This window comes from Pedobacter sp. PACM 27299, assembly GCF_001412655.1.
Lineage (GTDB): Bacteria > Bacteroidota > Bacteroidia > Sphingobacteriales > Sphingobacteriaceae > Pedobacter.
In genome coordinates this window covers 4,115,241-4,130,868 of the sequence record NZ_CP012996.1, presented here as the reverse complement: position 1 = coordinate 4,130,868, position 15,628 = coordinate 4,115,241, and the positions used below count along the sequence as shown (strand labels likewise).

Sequence of the window (15,628 nt, the reverse complement as noted above, 5' to 3'; positions counted from 1 at the left end):
GATGAACCAGTAAGGATTTAATTGTAGTTTATTTGTTTTTTCAAAAACTAAACACGGTAAGGTATGAAATGTTTGGCTAGTTTTGTAAATAATCAAAACACAGAATATTTCTTCTTATGATCAGTAATGAAACTATAGTTGCCTTATCTACTCCTCAAGGAATCGGTGCGATCGGTGTAATTCGTCTTTCAGGTAAGGATGCGATCACGATCACGAACTCCGTTTTTAGTAAGGATTTGCTAAAACAAGATTCCCATACCTTACACTTTGGCTTGATCAAAGATGGTGATGTGGTGATTGATGAGGTCGTAGTCGCGCTATTTGTAGCTCCAAAGTCTTATACAAAAGAAAATGTGGTGGAAATTAGCTGCCATGGTTCAAATTATATCATTCAGCAGATCATTTCTTTGTTGATTAGAAAAGGTGCTTCGGCGGCTAAACCAGGAGAATTTACTTTAAGGGCGTTTTTAAATGGTTCTTTAGACTTATCGCAGGCAGAAGCTGTAGCAGATTTGATTTCTTCGGATTCTCAGGCCGCGCATAGCGTGGCGATGAACCAGCTTAGAGGTGGTTTTAGTACGGAATTGAATGTGTTAAGAGAACAATTGATTCATTTTGCTTCTATGATTGAATTGGAACTTGACTTCTCTGAAGAGGATGTGGAGTTTGCAAATAGAGATCAGCTGCAGGAATTGATCAATAAGATCACATTGGTGATTAATAAACTGATCCGCTCGTTTGAGTTAGGAAACGTGATTAAAGAAGGGATCAACACGGTTATCGCCGGTAGGCCGAATGCAGGAAAATCAACTCTTTTAAATGCGCTGTTAAATGAAGATCGTGCAATTGTAAGTGAAATTGCCGGAACTACACGCGATACGATTGAAGAGGTTTTGAATATCAATGGGATTAATTTCAGATTGATTGATACTGCAGGGATTAGAGAAGCGACAGACACGATTGAAGCGATCGGAGTAGAGAAAACGATGCAGAAGATTAGCCAGTCGGCAGTACTGGTTTATCTTTTTGATGTAGTGAATCTTTCTGCGAGTGAAATCAGAGACGATATTCAAAGTTTACACAAACCAGGAATTGCTTTTATCGCAGTCGCGAATAAAATTGATCTTTCATTTACAGATCGAGTGAAGGAACTTGGTCTTCCTTCAGATATTAATTTTATTTCTATTTCGGCGAAGGAAAATCAGCAGATTGAAGAGTTGAAACAGTTGCTTTATGATACCGCAGTAGGAGATAAGCTGTCTACGAACCACACAATGGTGACGAATATAAGACACGTGGAAGCGTTGCAGAAAACCAGAACGGCGCTGGATAGTGTAGTGAGAGGTTTGACGAATCCGGTGACTTCAGATTTCTTAGCTATGGATATCAAGCAAGCGTTATATTATTTAGGGGAGATTACTGGGCAAGTGACTACGGATGATTTGCTGGAGAATATCTTTAGCAAGTTTTGTATCGGCAAATAATCAGGGTAAATAACGCATACTTACGACAAATAATGACAACTAAGTAGCTTATTGTTAATAAGTTATGTGTATTTCTTTTGTCCATATTTTTGGATATATGCTTTTGTTTTTCTGACTTTTGTAGCGCATTTGTAGCTTTTCTCATCTAAAAATCTTGTGAAAAATTCACCTGGTAAATGATGGCGACTAAGGACATCTAATGACACTTAATGACTCTTATCGGCGCTTAATGGCACTTAAAAAAGGAGAGTTAACTACAGGTGTTATTAGTGGAATTAGATCGAAAAGAGGCGCTGCATTTGCGTTAAACAACCTTAGGATGAGTTCGAATATTAAAGTCAAAAGAATTTGTGAGTTTTGTGGAAATAGCTTCCTGGCAAGGACTACTGTAACTAGATTTTGTAGCCATATCTGTAACAGCAGGTATGGCAAACGAAAAGTCCGGGAGGAGAAGATTCAAGCTTCTGAAAAACAAGTTGTAGCAACTGTAGTTGCTACTGCTAAGGATATAGTTGTTGCTGAATTTTTAACTGTCAGGGAAGCTGCTAGATTATTGAATATTTCCATCAGAGGTATTTATAACATTATTCAAACGGGTAGAATAAAAGCAGTAAGATTGACTCCACGAAAAACTTTGATCAAAAGGATTGATATTGATCAAATGCTGGCTCTTGCTGAATTTAAGGTACCTGTTCTAAAGGCACGTAAAAAGAATCCGCATCCGAAGTATTGTTACTCTATCACTGAGGCGCAGCAGGTGCTTAATTTTTCTGAGAAGGCCTTGTGGGATCTGCTGAAGAGAAATAATATTCCGAAATATCGTGATGGTAAGTTTAGTTACGTGTTGAAGTCTGATCTAAACAATTTTTCTAACCAAAACGATTAAGTTATGGCTAAAGTAAAAATGAGGTTGAGAACTATCGTGAATAATAGGAAAAGCATAATACTTGATTATTCACCATCCCTTAAAAATCCCTCTACCGGTAAACTTCATCGGTTTGAAACGCTAAAACTGTTTATCTATGATAGTCCTGTAGATCAATGGGAGCGGCAACATAATAAGGAAACAATGGTGCTGGCTCGTAGTATTTGTGCGCAACGTCAATTGGATATACAGAATCGAAGGTTTGGTTTTATTTCAGACGCCAGAAAAGACGGTAGCTTTATCGATTTTTTTAAAATTGAAGCCCGTAAAAAGCAACATTCTGTTTCAGATAGCTGGGGGATGAGCTTACGTTATTTTTGCGCCTTTGCTGGCCATGATTTGAAGTTTCCTGAGCTCAATGATTACTTGTGTGAGGATTATAAAAATTATTTACTCAGTGGGCCTGGTATCAGTAGGACTGAAAGGCCTATCTCAAAAAATACAGCTGTAAGCTATTATGCTAAGCTTAGACATATTTTAAGAATCGCCTATAAAAAGGGCTTAATTCCCCAGGATCTACATGCGATTGTTAAGCCGATTACTCCTAAGGAGACGCATAGAGAAAGGCTTAGCCTTGAGGAATTCCAACACTTAGCGGATACACCTGCTGATTCAGATTTAATGAAAATGGCTTCGCTTTTTTCAGGGCTTACTGGTTTGAGATTTTCTGATGTAGCGACTTTGAAGTGGTCAGAGCTTCGCGGAACTCCCGGAAAATACGAGCTTCAGTTCTCGCAGGAAAAAACAGATGCAGCGGAGGTGATGCCGATCTCAGACCAGGCGGTCTCCATGATGGGGATTCAGAATACAGAAAATATTTTTGTTTTTCAAGGTTTAAGGTATTCCAGAATGAAGACTTTTTTTAAACATTGGTTGACAAAAGCAGGTATCAGAAAGAATATTACGTTTCATAGTTTTCGCCATACTTTCGCAACATTACAATTGGAGCTTGGAACTGATATTTATACGGTTTCTAAAATGCTAGGTCATAAAGCATTTAAGAATACGGAAATTTATGCAAAAATTGTAGACAAGACTAAGCGTAATGCCGCAGATAAGGTGATGCTCAATATCCCAGAAGAAACTGTGGAGGTTGAAAAGGATGAAGTCTTAGCGCCGAAATCATTTAAGTTTATTGTGCATCGAAATGAATAAGGAGAAGCCAAAGAACTAGCAGTAGGTTGCTGCTGTATTAGGACCATAAATATAATTCCACCTTAATTCTCAATTTGCGATCTGCGAATTGAGAATTATTACGTCTATTTACTTCTGTGATAGGGATAGCGATTGTGATTATTGGCTATCATTGCATACATTGGTTTGTTATCACAAAGAATTAACTTTGATGCTTTTTAACAGAACGACTCATTTTCTAAATTTTAATTTAAATGTTTGAAGTGTTTTTTTCTCATATTCAGGAAAAGGTGTCACTGACTGAGGTTCAGAAGGATATCCTTAAAACTTTTTTTACCCCTAAAAAACTAAGGAAAAAACAGTATTTGCTTCAACAGGGGGATGTCTGTAAATACCTGTCATTCGTAGAAAAGGGTTTGCTCAGGTCTTATAATGTTGATGAAAAGGGCGTAGAACATATAAATATGTTTGCATTGGAGGGCTGGTGGTCATCAGATATACATAGCTTCTTTACTCGTGAAAATGCTGCTATTAATATTGAGGCCATTGAGGATACTGAAATTTTAATGATATCGCCGGAGTCGTTTGAGGAAATGACTTTACAAGTTCCTATTATGGATCGTTACTTTCGTATCCTTTTTCAAAATAGCCTTTTTACCAAGGAGCGCAGGTTAATTAGTTCAATTACCCATACCGCAGAGGAAAAATACATGAAATTTGTTGAAAGTAATCCAACACTTGTTCAAAGGCTTCCTCAAAATCTGATCGCTTCATACCTCGGCTTTGCCCCTGAAACCTTAAGTCGAATCAAGAAGAATATCGCAATGCGAAAGTAATTGAATTGACTGGTGTCAAGTCAATTTTATGACTTAGATCAAGTGGCCTCTTTTTTTTTACCGGTAACTTTGGGTCATGTCAAATACAAAAATTCCAAGAATACTTATCACCGGGGCAACCGGTCAGGTGGGTAGTAAAACAATAGATTTTCTGCTTTCTAATAGTGAAATTGAAATTATTGCGGCTGTACGCTCACAACAAAAGGCAGGTGCTTTTGATGTGAGAGGAATTGCTACAGTTATTTTTGATTTTGATGATGAGGGTACACATCTCCCTGCGCTAAAAAACATCGATAGTGTATTTGTTGTTACCGGTTATACGGTTGATATGCTACGCCAGAGTAAAACTTTCCTGGATAACGCAAAAAAAGCAGGTGTTCAGCATGTTGTTCATCTAGGTGCTTGTGGTCGTGATGATACTACGGTTGCACATTGGGCATGGCATCAGTTGATCGAACGATATATAGAATGGTCTGGATTTTCTTTTACGCATTTACGCCCCGAAACATTTATGCAGAACATATTGAGTTATGGCGGTAAGAAATCGATTGAAAATGGGGTCATTCACGCTTATGTTGAAGGTGCGCGTTTAAGTTGGGTGGATGTAGAAGACGTAGCGAAGGTGGCTGCTGAAGCTTTAATACATCCTGAAATTCATGCAGGGCAGACTTATAGGTTAGGCTATGATGCGGTAACATTTCATGAATTGGCCTTGATGATGACTGCTATCGTTGGAAAGCCGTTCCACTATGAACCACTTTCTCCTGAAGTTTTTTTAAAGTCGATGATCAGTGCAGGTGCTGAAATGGCTTATATGAGGTGTGTATATGATCACTGGAAGCGTTATGCTGCAGGAACTATTCCCGGTGCCGATGACACTTTCAATAACTTCCATGAGATTACCGGTAGCCAACCAACTAGATGGGCTGATTTTATTGAAAAGCATAAAGTTGAACTTGACTACTAACTAATTTGTTAGTGTTTTTACTAAAGGATATGCCGATAATGATCTTTAAAGGTCAGCCTTCAGAAAGTGTGCTGGAAACCCAGGTGGAGTTATCCCTGATGAGTAAATGTGAGCAGGTAGTCCATCCAGGATCATGCAACGATTGGTTTGTCATTAAAAGCACATTCGGTTAGCTTAATAGCTATTTAGGGGGTTAATATACTGGAGCACAAGAAAATTAAATTTGCGAAGCTATATTTGCGACATGAATTTACCTATGCGGATCAACTTTGATGAGAAGGACTATACCTACCTTATTTTAACCAAAGGAATTACAAAGCTAACTACTGAAATTCACATTAACCTAAATGATAAGGAGTATCAGTTGGTTTACAATTCAAAAGGGGATTGGGACGCTGTTGATGCCACTGTGAACGATCATCCTGGACTACTTAAAGCGATAGGTAGAAATATCAAACTTCGTTATAGGTTGTGAAAATAGAAATTGATAGTGCTCAGTAAGACTTTGTGTTGCTAGAGCCATTGGTTCATTTAACCTAATTATCCTAATTGTGTTAATTCTCGAGCGGTGTAATACATAAATATTGATTGGCTGGAACCAAGGCTATTGCTTGGATATCGTGGCTAAGGGAGCAGTAATCATATCCATTTTCCCTCCAGCCATAATCAAAGCAAAATTTCCAGTATTCTCCGAAAGTATCACGCTGTATACTTGTGAAAAATCTAAAGTTGAATCCTTTTGCTAATAGTTCTTGCCTGGAAATTCCTTCAGTACTACTTTGTTCACTGAATTCAGCTGGTTGGTAAGTCTTTAAGATTTCATGGTTGTTTTTGATGATTTTGAATATTTCTGGAAGATTATCGTATTCCTGAAAGCGCTCAGCTTTACGTCTGTTGCTGTTGAAGGTGTTTTTGCAATAGGTGTCACAAAATCTTTTGTCTGTTCTTCCGACAATCAGCTCCCCGCAGTTTTCGCAGCATTTCTTTTCTATTTGGTTTGCATGATTCATAGAACGTGTTGATTGGTAATTCTTAATAAACGATTTTATCGGATAATTGTTTGCTGCATCAGCTAGTAGATGGGCCGATCAGATAATTTAAAAATGAGTCTGTTAATCTTCTTTTACTTTGGAGTTTTGTAATGGATTAACACAAAACGTTATGAAAAACAAAACCATAGTATCTGAAAGTTTCTCTAATTCAAATAAGCATTACTTCCTTGATTTTAAAGTCGCGGACAATCACACGAACTATATTCAGATCACTAGAAGTGATCAAATGCAGGATGGTTCATATACCCGCAATCAGGTCATTGTCTTTGAAGAGGATTTCTATTTTTTAATTCAGGCTTTTTCCTCTCTATTTCAAAGTGCTGCTCATCATGATCAGCAGAATGTAACGATCAAAGATCTATTTCATGAAAAAAAGCGGGGGCAGGCTAATGGCATTAAAAGCTGGGATCCTGAGTTGAGGCCAAGAGATAAATTGTTCAATAATGGTGTTTCTGTTATGGATGATGCTGAACTATTGGCGATTTTGATTCACTCTGGTACTCCCAGTGAAAGCGCGGTGGATTTGTCTTCTCGGATATTGGAAAGTATTGATGATCAAATCAGCAAGCTTGCGGAGTTATCACATCGTGATTTATGCTGTTTCAATGGTATGGGGCTGGCTAAATCCTGTAGTATTATGGCTGCAATGGAGTTGGGGAAACGTGCATTTGCCAAGTAGATCTTACACAAGAGGCTTTAAGTTCTCATAGGCTTGTAAGCCACTAATTGTTTTTTTGTTGATCATGGTATTTAAGGATGTTTAAAATTTTCCCTATGCTTTTTGTTGGCAAATTTCTCAACAATTCTCTAGCAAGGCAAGAATAAACCTTCGGTTTTCAGGAAAAAATCTTCCCTGTTCGCTGCGCTTACGAGGTTTTTTTTCTGAAAATTCTTGCCTTGCTATGGAATTGATTAAGGAGCGGGGGCTTATCAAAAAGCAAGGAAAGCTCTTGCCGACTGATTCTATAAAAGAGATAAGACCATGAAGAAAAAAAACAGTAGGAGTCCACCTGTTGCAGTATTCTGCGGGGAAGGGAATCGGCGCGGAGGTTCATGTTGAATGTTCCCGAGTTTGGCAAATCCATTATTTATCATTAATCAGAATAATAACATTTAGAATTATGGCACATCATCTTAATTATAACGAGCAGACAGAAAAACACAGCTTTTTTACAGTGAAACAAAAAGCCTGGCATAAACTAGGGCAGCTGATTGAGGATTATCCGACAAGTGCTGAGGCGATCGTTCATGCGGGCCTAGATTATGCGGTTGAGAAAAGGCCCTTATTTAGCTTGAATGCTGAGGAGCTGGAGAAGTACAAAAATCCGGATGCTGATGACTTTTTCGATCAGATCCAGCCGGATATTATAGTTCCAGATTATTTCGCTAATGTGCGTACTGATACACAGGCTGTACTGGGGGTGGTGGGTAAGGATTATACCGTGGTTCAGAATACTGATGCTTTTGCATTTTTTGATAGTATTGTGGGCGGGGCTGATGGGATATTGTATGAGACTGCTGGTGCTCTGGGTAAAGGGGAGCGTATTTTTATTACGGCTAAACTTCCTGATTATATACGCGTGGGCAAGGATGATTGCATCGAAAAGTATTTGTTTTTAACCACTTCTCACGATGGTTATGGTAGTGTTACTGCTGCTTTTACGCCGGTTAGAATTGTTTGTCAGAATACTTTGAATGCTGCATTGAATCATCAAACCAATTGCATTAAAATAAGACATACATCCAGTGCGAAGGATCGTTTAAAACAGGCACATCAGCTGCTGGGTATAAGTAACCTTTTGGCTGTTGAGCTACAGGAGGTTTTTAATCAATGGTCTAAAATCCAGATCAATGATCATTTGGTGAAACGGCTTGTTCAGATTGCAATGGCACCCAATAAGCAGACACTTGAGCATTTAGCAGATCATCAGCAAGATCAGCTTTCTAGTATTTATACCAATGTAGTCAGTAATGTGATGGAGTATGCGTTTTGCAGTCCTACTCAACAGGACCAAAGTACTAGGGGCACATTGTATGGAGCTTACAATGCGGTAACAGGATATTTTCAGAATGTTAGGGGTTATAAGGATGAGCAAAGCAAGTTTAAATGCATCATGGATGGGGCCGGAGCCCAAAGGTCTCAGGTTGCATTTAATCTTTGTATGGAATTTGCCCGATCGGGAGCAAGTTCACTGAGTTAATTATAAAGGGGAAGTAGATGCTTCCCCTTTAGTTATTGCTTGTATGATTCAAGCGGCAACTTGAAAAGCCGGCGACTCTAGGATGATGCTTGTAATGATGCGCCTGATCATGGTTAAGGTTATTTGCCTGAAAAAGGAACACCCTAAAACAATCATAAAGAAAAACCACCCTGAAGCTTCAGAGTGATGCTTTTCTTTATCTAATTCCTTAATTTGTGTCCATATGTTTTATTTTTCAATTGCCGAAGGAAAATTGTTTATATTCGTGGTTAAATATAAGCCTGCCTATTACTAGGTTAGATGTAATCCACAGGTAGATATGTTAGTCTGTAAAAATGCGACACGACTTAAATCTAAAACCATGGGTAATGAAATCTCAACACTTAAGGATTTACAATTTGATTGTAAATTAAAAGCAATGAATGTTAAAGCAGCATCTGATACTGCTGTTAATGATGGGTTTAATAATGAATGGGTATTAAATAATTACATGGTTTGCATCAGCGAATGTGAACTGAGTACTAAAACCTTATTGGACCATCTCCATCAATCCTCAGATATTAAAGGCGAGACACAAAGTGACAGCTGTTAATCTTCAAAGACAATGACATCATAATTTTAGGGGCGTGATGAATTGGGGGTATACCAGCATGGTATACTCCCTTTTTCAAATGAAGTTTTTATGCTTATCACGAATTTTAATTCGTTCTTCTGCTTCGCTTTTTAGCTCTGCAATCGTTTTTTTTCTTGAGGCCAGGATCCATTTTTTTAGTTCAGTTTTATTAAAGTATAGTCTTTTTCCAGGCTTACTTACCGGGATTTCTTGCCGGCTTACTTTCGTGTATAAAGCAGATACGGTTACTTTTAGGAATTCAGCGGCCTCAGTTATGCTCAGCAGCTGGTTCTCTTGCTGTTCTTTTGGCTGTAATTCATGAAGCATTTCTTCCATCCTTTCTATTTTCTCAAATAACTGACGGACGACTTCAGGAAGTTTGTCGAAGCTGAATGGTTCCATATTTGAATAGAATTTACCAATGGTAACGTTTTGTAACCAGAAGAAATCCCATATGGGATAGATGTTTCAACCAGTATTTTAGACAACAGGAGAATAGCAGCGAAGTATATTGCAAGACAAAGCTCAATGACTGTTATTAATTGCTGTTAAAGAAGGTTTTGCTGAGCCTGATAGCGGTGCTCTGGCTTGTTGCTGATGTGCTTTTTAAAAGAAGTATTTTGTCAATCTGGACTTTTAAGGGGAAAGTGTGTTTTTTGATTCCATAAGTTTGTGTGCTGAACCCGAAACTAGACAGAAGTTTCTGGATAAATTGAATGTAGGTATAGTTGGTTTCCTTACTAGTGCCCTTTTTAACTTCAACTCTTTGGCTAACTTCAGCCAGTTTGCCGAAACATGCAGCATAATTCTTTGGTTACTGCGATGTAGCTTGAGAAAGGCATGGAATAAAATATCATAAAAGATGTCTTTAGTTATTTGCTCAGACGCTAATATAATTTAAATCGGTTTTTTAGTTTTTCATAGTGATTCATGTATTTTCCACATTTATAGATAACCTTCTTTGTCTTCTTATCAAAAATGCAGACAATTTCATTATATCCCTTCATACAGAGATAAGTCCCTGGCATCTTTTCCTTGTTTTCAGCTTCTACAAGATTATAATTACCCGATGTATTTTTATAAATTATATTAAGCATAGCTATACAAAGGTAATAAGTGGCTAATTAGTATTAATACTGTTTTTATTTAAAAAAATACGTATTGGATTGCACTAATTACTTAAGGGATATCTTGTATAGGATATCGAATTGCAACCATAAAGTAGACATTTGGTTAAGCTGCAATATTTTGTTTGTTTAAGTTTATTCTAAATTCCTATGGAGAGAGGTGCCCAGTGTAGAATGTAGTCTTTTAGGGTTGTACCAAGTTTCAATATATTGGAAAACGATGCGCGCTGCGTGCGCTTTGTCAGTCAAACTGTGCTGATTTTACACATTTAGCTTTTTTGCCTTGAAGTAGCGCTCTGCTACTGCGTTGTCCCCGCAATTCCCTTTCCTACTGTACTGCTGGTGATAAAAAGATTACATAAACTATATAATATAGGTGACTGCATGTTTTTTTTCCTGGGCTATGGCTATATCCTCAGGGCTGGCTTTGATGCTTTGCTGTTGTAGTTCTGCTGCGGGTTCATATTGTAATCCTATATAAATAGGAAAATGGTCGGAGTTAAAATTTGGTAGCCTTTTTATTTTATGAAGTTTGAAATCCGTAGATATAAAAGCATGATCTAGTGGAAAGCGCATGATGGGATAATGGGCATGGAAGGAATTATAAAATCCACGTCCGCGTCTGGGATCAAGTAAGCCGCTCATTTTAAGAAATAATTCTGTAGTATAGCTCCAGGCTACATCATTCATATCTCCAATCACAATGACAGGATCAGAACAGGCTTTAGCCATATCTGCAATAAGCAGCAGTTCTTTGTCGCGCTCGGTTGATCTTGGATTTTCATTGGGCACTGGTGGAGTAGGGTGTAAAGCATATAGCTGTATGATTTGGCCACAGGGTAATTTAATTTTTGTATGGATGGATGGGATGTCCTGTTCCACAAGAAATTTTAGCTCCGGGCTGAGCAGTTCATACTTTGAGTAAAGTATCATTCCATAGGTGTTTTCCTGAGGTACACGATAATGGAACGGATGTGTTTTTTGAAGGCTGATCGTCTGCTGCTCCCAGATTTTATTAGTTTCCAATAATAAGATCAGGTCTGCTTCATTTTTGTTTAAAACGTCAAGACAGCCTTGAAAGTTGGTGTTATCTTGAAATACATTTGAGATGATTATGCGGATACTCTGACCGGAAATATAGTTCTTACTCCATAAAATGTGTTTTTTCCCTAATGGAGTAAAAGGGATAATTTGATAGCCTAAAAAAGCCAGATTCAGCGATAGTAAGCCTACCAGCATCCATTGTGGTAGAAAGTATTCAGTAAAAAAGACAATAACGAGAATTAAGGTAGCTGCTGTTGCAACAAATTTTTGCAATCTTGGATAGTCGAATACTCTGAATGTCCAATAATCATTTCTGATTAAAGAAAGCAAGGAAAACGACAAAAGAATGCAACTGAGAAAAAGTAAAAAAATATTCATGTGTGTTTTTTAACCAAAAAAATACTGGTGTGTTGACAATTATTATGCCTACTTACTTTGTAGTAAACATAATGTTGAAGTTTATAAACCCTACCTGAGTAGTTTTTAAAGAAGTTTTTGGATTTTTTCGATCAGTAAATTAATATCAAAAGGTTTGGGCAGATAGTCATCTGCCCCTGTTTTTTTTGCAATTGCCGCTCCATCAGTGCTGGCTGAGTACATAATTACCGGCAGCTTTTGGAATTTTGGATCTGATCGAAGGTTTTTTAGTACCTGATCACCTGAAAGTAAGGGCATCCAAATGTCCAGTATTAGAATATCAGGTTTTTCCCTTTCCATGGCTTTAATCAATTTCATGCTGTTTGCTTCTGTGCAAACACGGTAACCAAAATCCTCTACAATTAGTTCCATCATTTCAAGAATGCCTTTATCGTCATCACAAATCATTACTTTCTTATCCATTTATTTAAGGTTTTGTAGGGTTTAACGGTAGGGTGAAGCTAAATAGGGAACCTGTTCCAGGTTTACTCTCTGCCCATAAGGTACCTTGGTGGTTTTTGATGATCTGCTCGCAGATATACAGACCAATGCCCATTCCAGGATAGTTTTTGTTGAATTTCACCTATTCGGTAAAATCGCTGGAAGATTTTCTTCAATTCGTCTTCCTTAATCCCCATTCCATGGTCTTTCACAGAAACTTTAATAAAATTACTGACTCTGGAGATATGGACTTCAACGATATTAGATTCTGGTGAATATTTAATGGCATTGCTGATCAGGTTGGTTAGTACCTGGATGAGATGAGATTCATCACCATAATAACAGATGCCTGTTTTACCTTTAATGGTAATTTGGTGGCATGGACTGGCGGATTGAATACCCTCTATGGTATCCAGGATCATTTTGTCAAAATCAAATTGTTCCTTATGCAATTCGATATTACCGCTTTGTATTCTGGAAACGTCCAGCAGCTCGGACAACAGTTGGTTCAGGCGACCTACATAGCTGCCTGTCTTGTTGACTACTGTTCTGAATTTATCTGAAGCATTTTCAGGCATAAGCCTTTGGATCATCTGCATGTAACCAACAACGGTGGTTAAAGGTGTTTTAAGTTCGTGACTTGCAATGGACAGAAAATCATCTTTGCGCTGCTCAATGGCCTTCCGCTCAGTAATATCCTCTATGGCTAGTAAAATCCGGTCTTTGAATTGTCCTTCTAACTCTACCCGGTGGGCGTTGAGCAGCATCAATTTCCTACCTATGTGCGGAAATTCGTATTCTACTTCATAATCTAACACCGGATTGTTATTGGGAAGGATTTCTTCCATCATGGTTTTAAGTTCAGGTATGTTCCATTGCCCATTACCCAGTTGATATAACAGTTTTCCTTTTGTGTCATTTATGGAGACTTTAAAGGTACTCAGAAAATGCTGATTGGCGCTTAGCACATGATAATTTTTATCCATTACAATCAGGCTTTCGCGAATGGTTTCAACAATGCTAGATAAATATTCTTCACTTTGTTGTAGCATTTGGGTTCGCTCGGCTACTTTCTGCTCAATTTCTTTAAAATTCATTTCCAGCGCATGTTCTGCTATTTTCCTTTTGCTGATGTCGTTTTGAATTCCTATGAAATGGGTGATTTGACCCGAGGCATCTTTTACTGCAGAGATATGCAGTTCATTGTAGAATAGCTTTCCTTGTTTATTGTAGTTTCGAATTTCTACTACACAGTTTTCTCCTGCAGTTAAAGCCTTTTTTATCGTAAAACGTGCCTGTTGATCTCTATCCTGATCTTGCAGGAAACGACAATTATGTCCTATGATCTCTGCGCGGCTGTAACCTGAAATTTCTTCAAAAGCAGGGTTACAGAAAACTATCGGATTATCGGGTAACAGGTTATCGGTAATTACAATTCCTGTATTGGCCGCCTCCAGTACCTTGACCAGAATAAGCGACTCGGGTATAATATGATTTAAATTCAAGTGGAGTCAAAATTTTAGGAATAATAACTCCATTGATGTCTATTTTGTTTAACCTGATTAAAAATTAGGGTGATTTTTTGAATGTTTTTAATTTTGCTAAATTTTGTAATTTCCCCCTTAAGGTTGTATTCCCAAGTATCATAGCCGCTATTTTAGTTATTTTTAAACTTTATGGGTATAGGGATGTTCTGTGGGGTAGATAGTTGATTTCCAATTCTTTTTATTTAACTCCAAAGCCTATGCCGTATGTAAATGACAGTGTTTTGCTGTCATATGCTGAAAATCAACAGCTATTAAACCTATTGCCGATTCCTGTAGCTGTTTTAAAAGGTGAATTATTGACTATTGGCTTTGCCAATGAGGCCATGTTTGATTTCTGGAAACGTGACCAGGCTATTCCAACCCTGGGGCTACCCTTAGTCATAGCCTTTCCTATGATTGATGCTGTTATTTTAGCACAGCTTCAGCAGGTTTTTCATACCGGGGAGAGTTTTAAAGATCAGCAGGTCCTAATGCGCTTTAAGAGCCAGAGCGGGGAGCTGTTTTCCAGGTTTATCGATTATACTTTTCATGCTACTATTTCTGAACATGGCCTTGTCAATGGAATTCTGGTGAGCATACAGGATGTTAGCGATCAGGTATTTTCCAAACAATTGCTGCAGGATACCTCCCGAAAGCTAGAGGTCTCTAAATATGAACTGGCCTCCAGTAAGGAAGAATGCTTTATGCTCAGTAAGATTGCTAAGCTGGGAACCTGGAAGTTGTGTTGTGAACACAAAGTGCTGAGCTTTTCTGAAAGAGGTGCCATACTACATGGTTTTAGTGCAGGGCAGGTTTCGCTAAACACAGTCCTTGAGCTGATTCAGGAAGATTACCGGGATTCAGTTGCTCAGATCTTGGAGGAATTTATGGAATTGGAAAAATCATTTAAAATAGAGTATCCGATCAGGCCTGTGAATTCAGTACAAACACTCTGGTTTCGTTTAACTGGTTGGGTAGTCAGGGATTTAAGTGGTGGACTTGTGCTGTTTAGGGGAATAGTTATGGACATTACTAGTCAAAAATTGGAGCTGACACGTAAAAGTGAGTTTATCGGTATGGCCAGTCATGAGCTAAAAACGCCCCTTACTTCCCTCACTGGACTACTACAGTTATTGGGCAGGAAAGTAAAAGTCAACAAGGATGACAATCTGGATCAAATGATGGTGCTGGCCATGTCACAGGTTCGAAAAATGACGGGTATGGTGAATGGTTTTGTGAGTATTTCGCGTTTGGAATCTGATAATTTTATATTGGAATTGAGCGATTTTGATTTGCAAGAATTATTGCTGGAGCATCTGAATGAAGTTCGGCTGTCAGCAGCCCTGCACACTTTTGTTTTTAACGGTATTCAGCCGATTATCCTCAGAGCTGATCGGTTAAAGATTGGGATTTTGGTGGCCAATTTATTGGCTAATGCCATTAAATATACTCCTGCTTACAAAACGATTACCATAAGCTGTTTTGAAGAATCAGGTTACGTCCAGGTAAGTGTCACAGACCAAGGCTGCGGAATTGCGGATATTGATAAAAGTAGAATTTTTGAGCTTTTTAGCCAGATAGAAAATTCAAAGATAAAGAATGCTGCTGGTTTTGGAATAGGATTATATCTATGTGCAGAAATCGTAAGCGCCCATCAAGGTGAAATCTGGATGGAGGATAATGAGCATAATGGTTGTGTTTTTCACTTTAAATTGCCTACTTCTTTCTAATTTATTGCAGTGGGTCTCTTCTAACACTGCAGCTATTAGTTTGTAGGTGTTCTTTTATCGGCTTTTGACTTCACAAATAATGCTAGCTTTTTATCTTAGGAAGAAAAATAGGATTTTAATTTTCTTTAATA

General features: G+C 38.1%; 17 protein-coding genes. 11 read left to right on the top strand and 6 right to left on the bottom strand.

The window, feature by feature from the left end:
• Positions 1-116 precede the first annotated feature (116 nt).
• From mnmE to AQ505_RS17405, 7 genes are all read left to right on the top strand, one after another.
• Positions 117-1,484, top strand: a complete 1,368-nt coding sequence (gene mnmE, locus AQ505_RS17430) for a tRNA uridine-5-carboxymethylaminomethyl(34) synthesis GTPase MnmE (RefSeq protein ID WP_062549348.1) — start codon at positions 117-119, stop codon at positions 1,482-1,484.
• Positions 1,485-1,713: 229 nt separating this feature from the next.
• A complete protein-coding gene (locus AQ505_RS17425) occupies positions 1,714-2,370 on the top strand; it encodes a helix-turn-helix domain-containing protein (protein ID WP_062549347.1) in 657 nt (218 codons plus the stop codon).
• 3 nt (positions 2,371-2,373) lie between these two features.
• Positions 2,374-3,564 (top strand): tyrosine-type recombinase/integrase, encoded by a 1,191-nt coding sequence (locus AQ505_RS17420; protein ID WP_082461606.1) that lies wholly within the window; start codon positions 2,374-2,376, stop codon positions 3,562-3,564.
• Positions 3,565-3,797: 233 nt separating this feature from the next.
• On the top strand, positions 3,798-4,379 hold the full coding sequence (locus tag AQ505_RS17415) for a Crp/Fnr family transcriptional regulator (protein ID WP_062549346.1): 582 nt from the start codon (positions 3,798-3,800) through the stop codon (positions 4,377-4,379).
• Positions 4,380-4,455: 76 nt separating this feature from the next.
• Entirely contained in the window at positions 4,456-5,346 is an 891-nt protein-coding gene (locus AQ505_RS17410) for an SDR family oxidoreductase (RefSeq protein WP_062549345.1), read from the top strand.
• 29 nt (positions 5,347-5,375) lie between these two features.
• Positions 5,376-5,519, top strand: coding sequence for a hypothetical protein (locus AQ505_RS26470; RefSeq protein WP_157262461.1), 144 nt, complete (start codon positions 5,376-5,378; stop codon positions 5,517-5,519).
• 71 nt (positions 5,520-5,590) lie between these two features.
• Complete coding sequence (locus AQ505_RS17405; protein WP_062549344.1) at positions 5,591-5,821, top strand: hypothetical protein; 231 nt, start codon at positions 5,591-5,593, stop codon at positions 5,819-5,821.
• A gap of 79 nt (positions 5,822-5,900) precedes the next feature.
• Here the strand turns inward: AQ505_RS17405 and AQ505_RS17400 are convergent, their stop codons facing one another.
• A complete protein-coding gene (locus AQ505_RS17400; RefSeq protein WP_062549343.1) occupies positions 5,901-6,356 on the bottom strand; it encodes a hypothetical protein in 456 nt (151 codons plus the stop codon).
• A 151-nt stretch (positions 6,357-6,507) separates the two neighbouring features.
• On the opposite strand from AQ505_RS17400, the gene AQ505_RS17395 reads away from it, so the two are divergent.
• The 3 genes from AQ505_RS17395 (at position 6,508) to AQ505_RS17385 (ending at position 9,191) form a co-directional block, all read left to right on the top strand.
• Positions 6,508-7,077: a UPF0758 domain-containing protein gene (locus AQ505_RS17395; RefSeq protein ID WP_062549342.1), complete on the top strand. Its 570-nt coding sequence runs from the start codon at positions 6,508-6,510 to the stop codon at positions 7,075-7,077.
• Between the two features lie 442 nt (positions 7,078-7,519).
• Entirely contained in the window at positions 7,520-8,599 is a 1,080-nt protein-coding gene (locus AQ505_RS17390) for a DUF932 domain-containing protein (protein WP_062549341.1), read from the top strand.
• A 361-nt stretch (positions 8,600-8,960) separates the two neighbouring features.
• Entirely contained in the window at positions 8,961-9,191 is a 231-nt protein-coding gene (locus AQ505_RS17385; RefSeq protein ID WP_157262459.1) for a hypothetical protein, read from the top strand.
• A gap of 75 nt (positions 9,192-9,266) precedes the next feature.
• On the opposite strand, the gene AQ505_RS17380 is transcribed toward AQ505_RS17385, so the two are convergent.
• The 5 genes from AQ505_RS17380 to AQ505_RS17360 all read right to left on the bottom strand — a co-directional run bounded on the left by AQ505_RS17380 (position 9,267) and on the right by AQ505_RS17360 (position 13,746).
• Positions 9,267-9,614: a helix-turn-helix domain-containing protein gene (locus tag AQ505_RS17380; protein WP_062549339.1), complete on the bottom strand. Its 348-nt coding sequence runs from the start codon at positions 9,612-9,614 to the stop codon at positions 9,267-9,269.
• A gap of 1,088 nt (positions 9,615-10,702) precedes the next feature.
• Positions 10,703-11,761 carry an endonuclease/exonuclease/phosphatase family protein gene (locus AQ505_RS17370; protein ID WP_062549337.1) on the bottom strand — a complete coding sequence of 353 codons (1,059 nt, stop codon included), beginning with the start codon at positions 11,759-11,761 and terminating at the stop codon, positions 10,703-10,705.
• Between the two features lie 105 nt (positions 11,762-11,866).
• Entirely contained in the window at positions 11,867-12,223 is a 357-nt protein-coding gene (locus AQ505_RS17365; protein WP_062549336.1) for a response regulator, read from the bottom strand.
• A gap of 4 nt (positions 12,224-12,227) precedes the next feature.
• Positions 12,228-12,323 (bottom strand): hypothetical protein, encoded by a 96-nt coding sequence (locus AQ505_RS27100; RefSeq protein ID WP_250636629.1) that lies wholly within the window; start codon positions 12,321-12,323, stop codon positions 12,228-12,230.
• Positions 12,286-13,746 (bottom strand): PAS domain-containing sensor histidine kinase, encoded by a 1,461-nt coding sequence (locus tag AQ505_RS17360; RefSeq protein ID WP_250636620.1) that lies wholly within the window; start codon positions 13,744-13,746, stop codon positions 12,286-12,288. The genes AQ505_RS27100 and AQ505_RS17360 overlap by 38 nt, the downstream gene beginning before the upstream one ends.
• A gap of 239 nt (positions 13,747-13,985) precedes the next feature.
• Between AQ505_RS17360 and AQ505_RS17355 the strand changes: the two genes are divergently transcribed.
• A complete protein-coding gene (locus AQ505_RS17355) occupies positions 13,986-15,497 on the top strand; it encodes a PAS domain-containing sensor histidine kinase (protein ID WP_062549335.1) in 1,512 nt (503 codons plus the stop codon).
• Positions 15,498-15,628: the final 131 nt, after the last annotated feature.

Bases quoted from the DNA above. Each gene is read 5' to 3' on its own strand.
- mnmE (WP_062549348.1), top strand. From the start codon at position 117: ATGATCAGTAATGAAACTATAGTTGCCTTATCTACTCCTCAAGGAATC.
- AQ505_RS17425 (WP_062549347.1), top strand. From the start codon at position 1,714: ATGGCACTTAAAAAAGGAGAGTTAACTACAGGTGTTATTAGTGGAATT.
- AQ505_RS17420 (WP_082461606.1), top strand. From the start codon at position 2,374: ATGGCTAAAGTAAAAATGAGGTTGAGAACTATCGTGAATAATAGGAAA.
- AQ505_RS17415 (WP_062549346.1), top strand. From the start codon at position 3,798: ATGTTTGAAGTGTTTTTTTCTCATATTCAGGAAAAGGTGTCACTGACT.
- AQ505_RS17410 (WP_062549345.1), top strand. From the start codon at position 4,456: ATGTCAAATACAAAAATTCCAAGAATACTTATCACCGGGGCAACCGGT.
- AQ505_RS26470 (WP_157262461.1), top strand. From the start codon at position 5,376: ATGCCGATAATGATCTTTAAAGGTCAGCCTTCAGAAAGTGTGCTGGAA.
- AQ505_RS17405 (WP_062549344.1), top strand. From the start codon at position 5,591: ATGAATTTACCTATGCGGATCAACTTTGATGAGAAGGACTATACCTAC.
- AQ505_RS17400 (WP_062549343.1), bottom strand. From the start codon at position 6,356: ATGAATCATGCAAACCAAATAGAAAAGAAATGCTGCGAAAACTGCGGG.
- AQ505_RS17395 (WP_062549342.1), top strand. From the start codon at position 6,508: ATGAAAAACAAAACCATAGTATCTGAAAGTTTCTCTAATTCAAATAAG.
- AQ505_RS17390 (WP_062549341.1), top strand. From the start codon at position 7,520: ATGGCACATCATCTTAATTATAACGAGCAGACAGAAAAACACAGCTTT.
- AQ505_RS17385 (WP_157262459.1), top strand. From the start codon at position 8,961: ATGGGTAATGAAATCTCAACACTTAAGGATTTACAATTTGATTGTAAA.
- AQ505_RS17380 (WP_062549339.1), bottom strand. From the start codon at position 9,614: ATGGAACCATTCAGCTTCGACAAACTTCCTGAAGTCGTCCGTCAGTTA.
- AQ505_RS17370 (WP_062549337.1), bottom strand. From the start codon at position 11,761: ATGAATATTTTTTTACTTTTTCTCAGTTGCATTCTTTTGTCGTTTTCC.
- AQ505_RS17365 (WP_062549336.1), bottom strand. From the start codon at position 12,223: ATGGATAAGAAAGTAATGATTTGTGATGACGATAAAGGCATTCTTGAA.
- AQ505_RS17355 (WP_062549335.1), top strand. From the start codon at position 13,986: ATGCCGTATGTAAATGACAGTGTTTTGCTGTCATATGCTGAAAATCAA.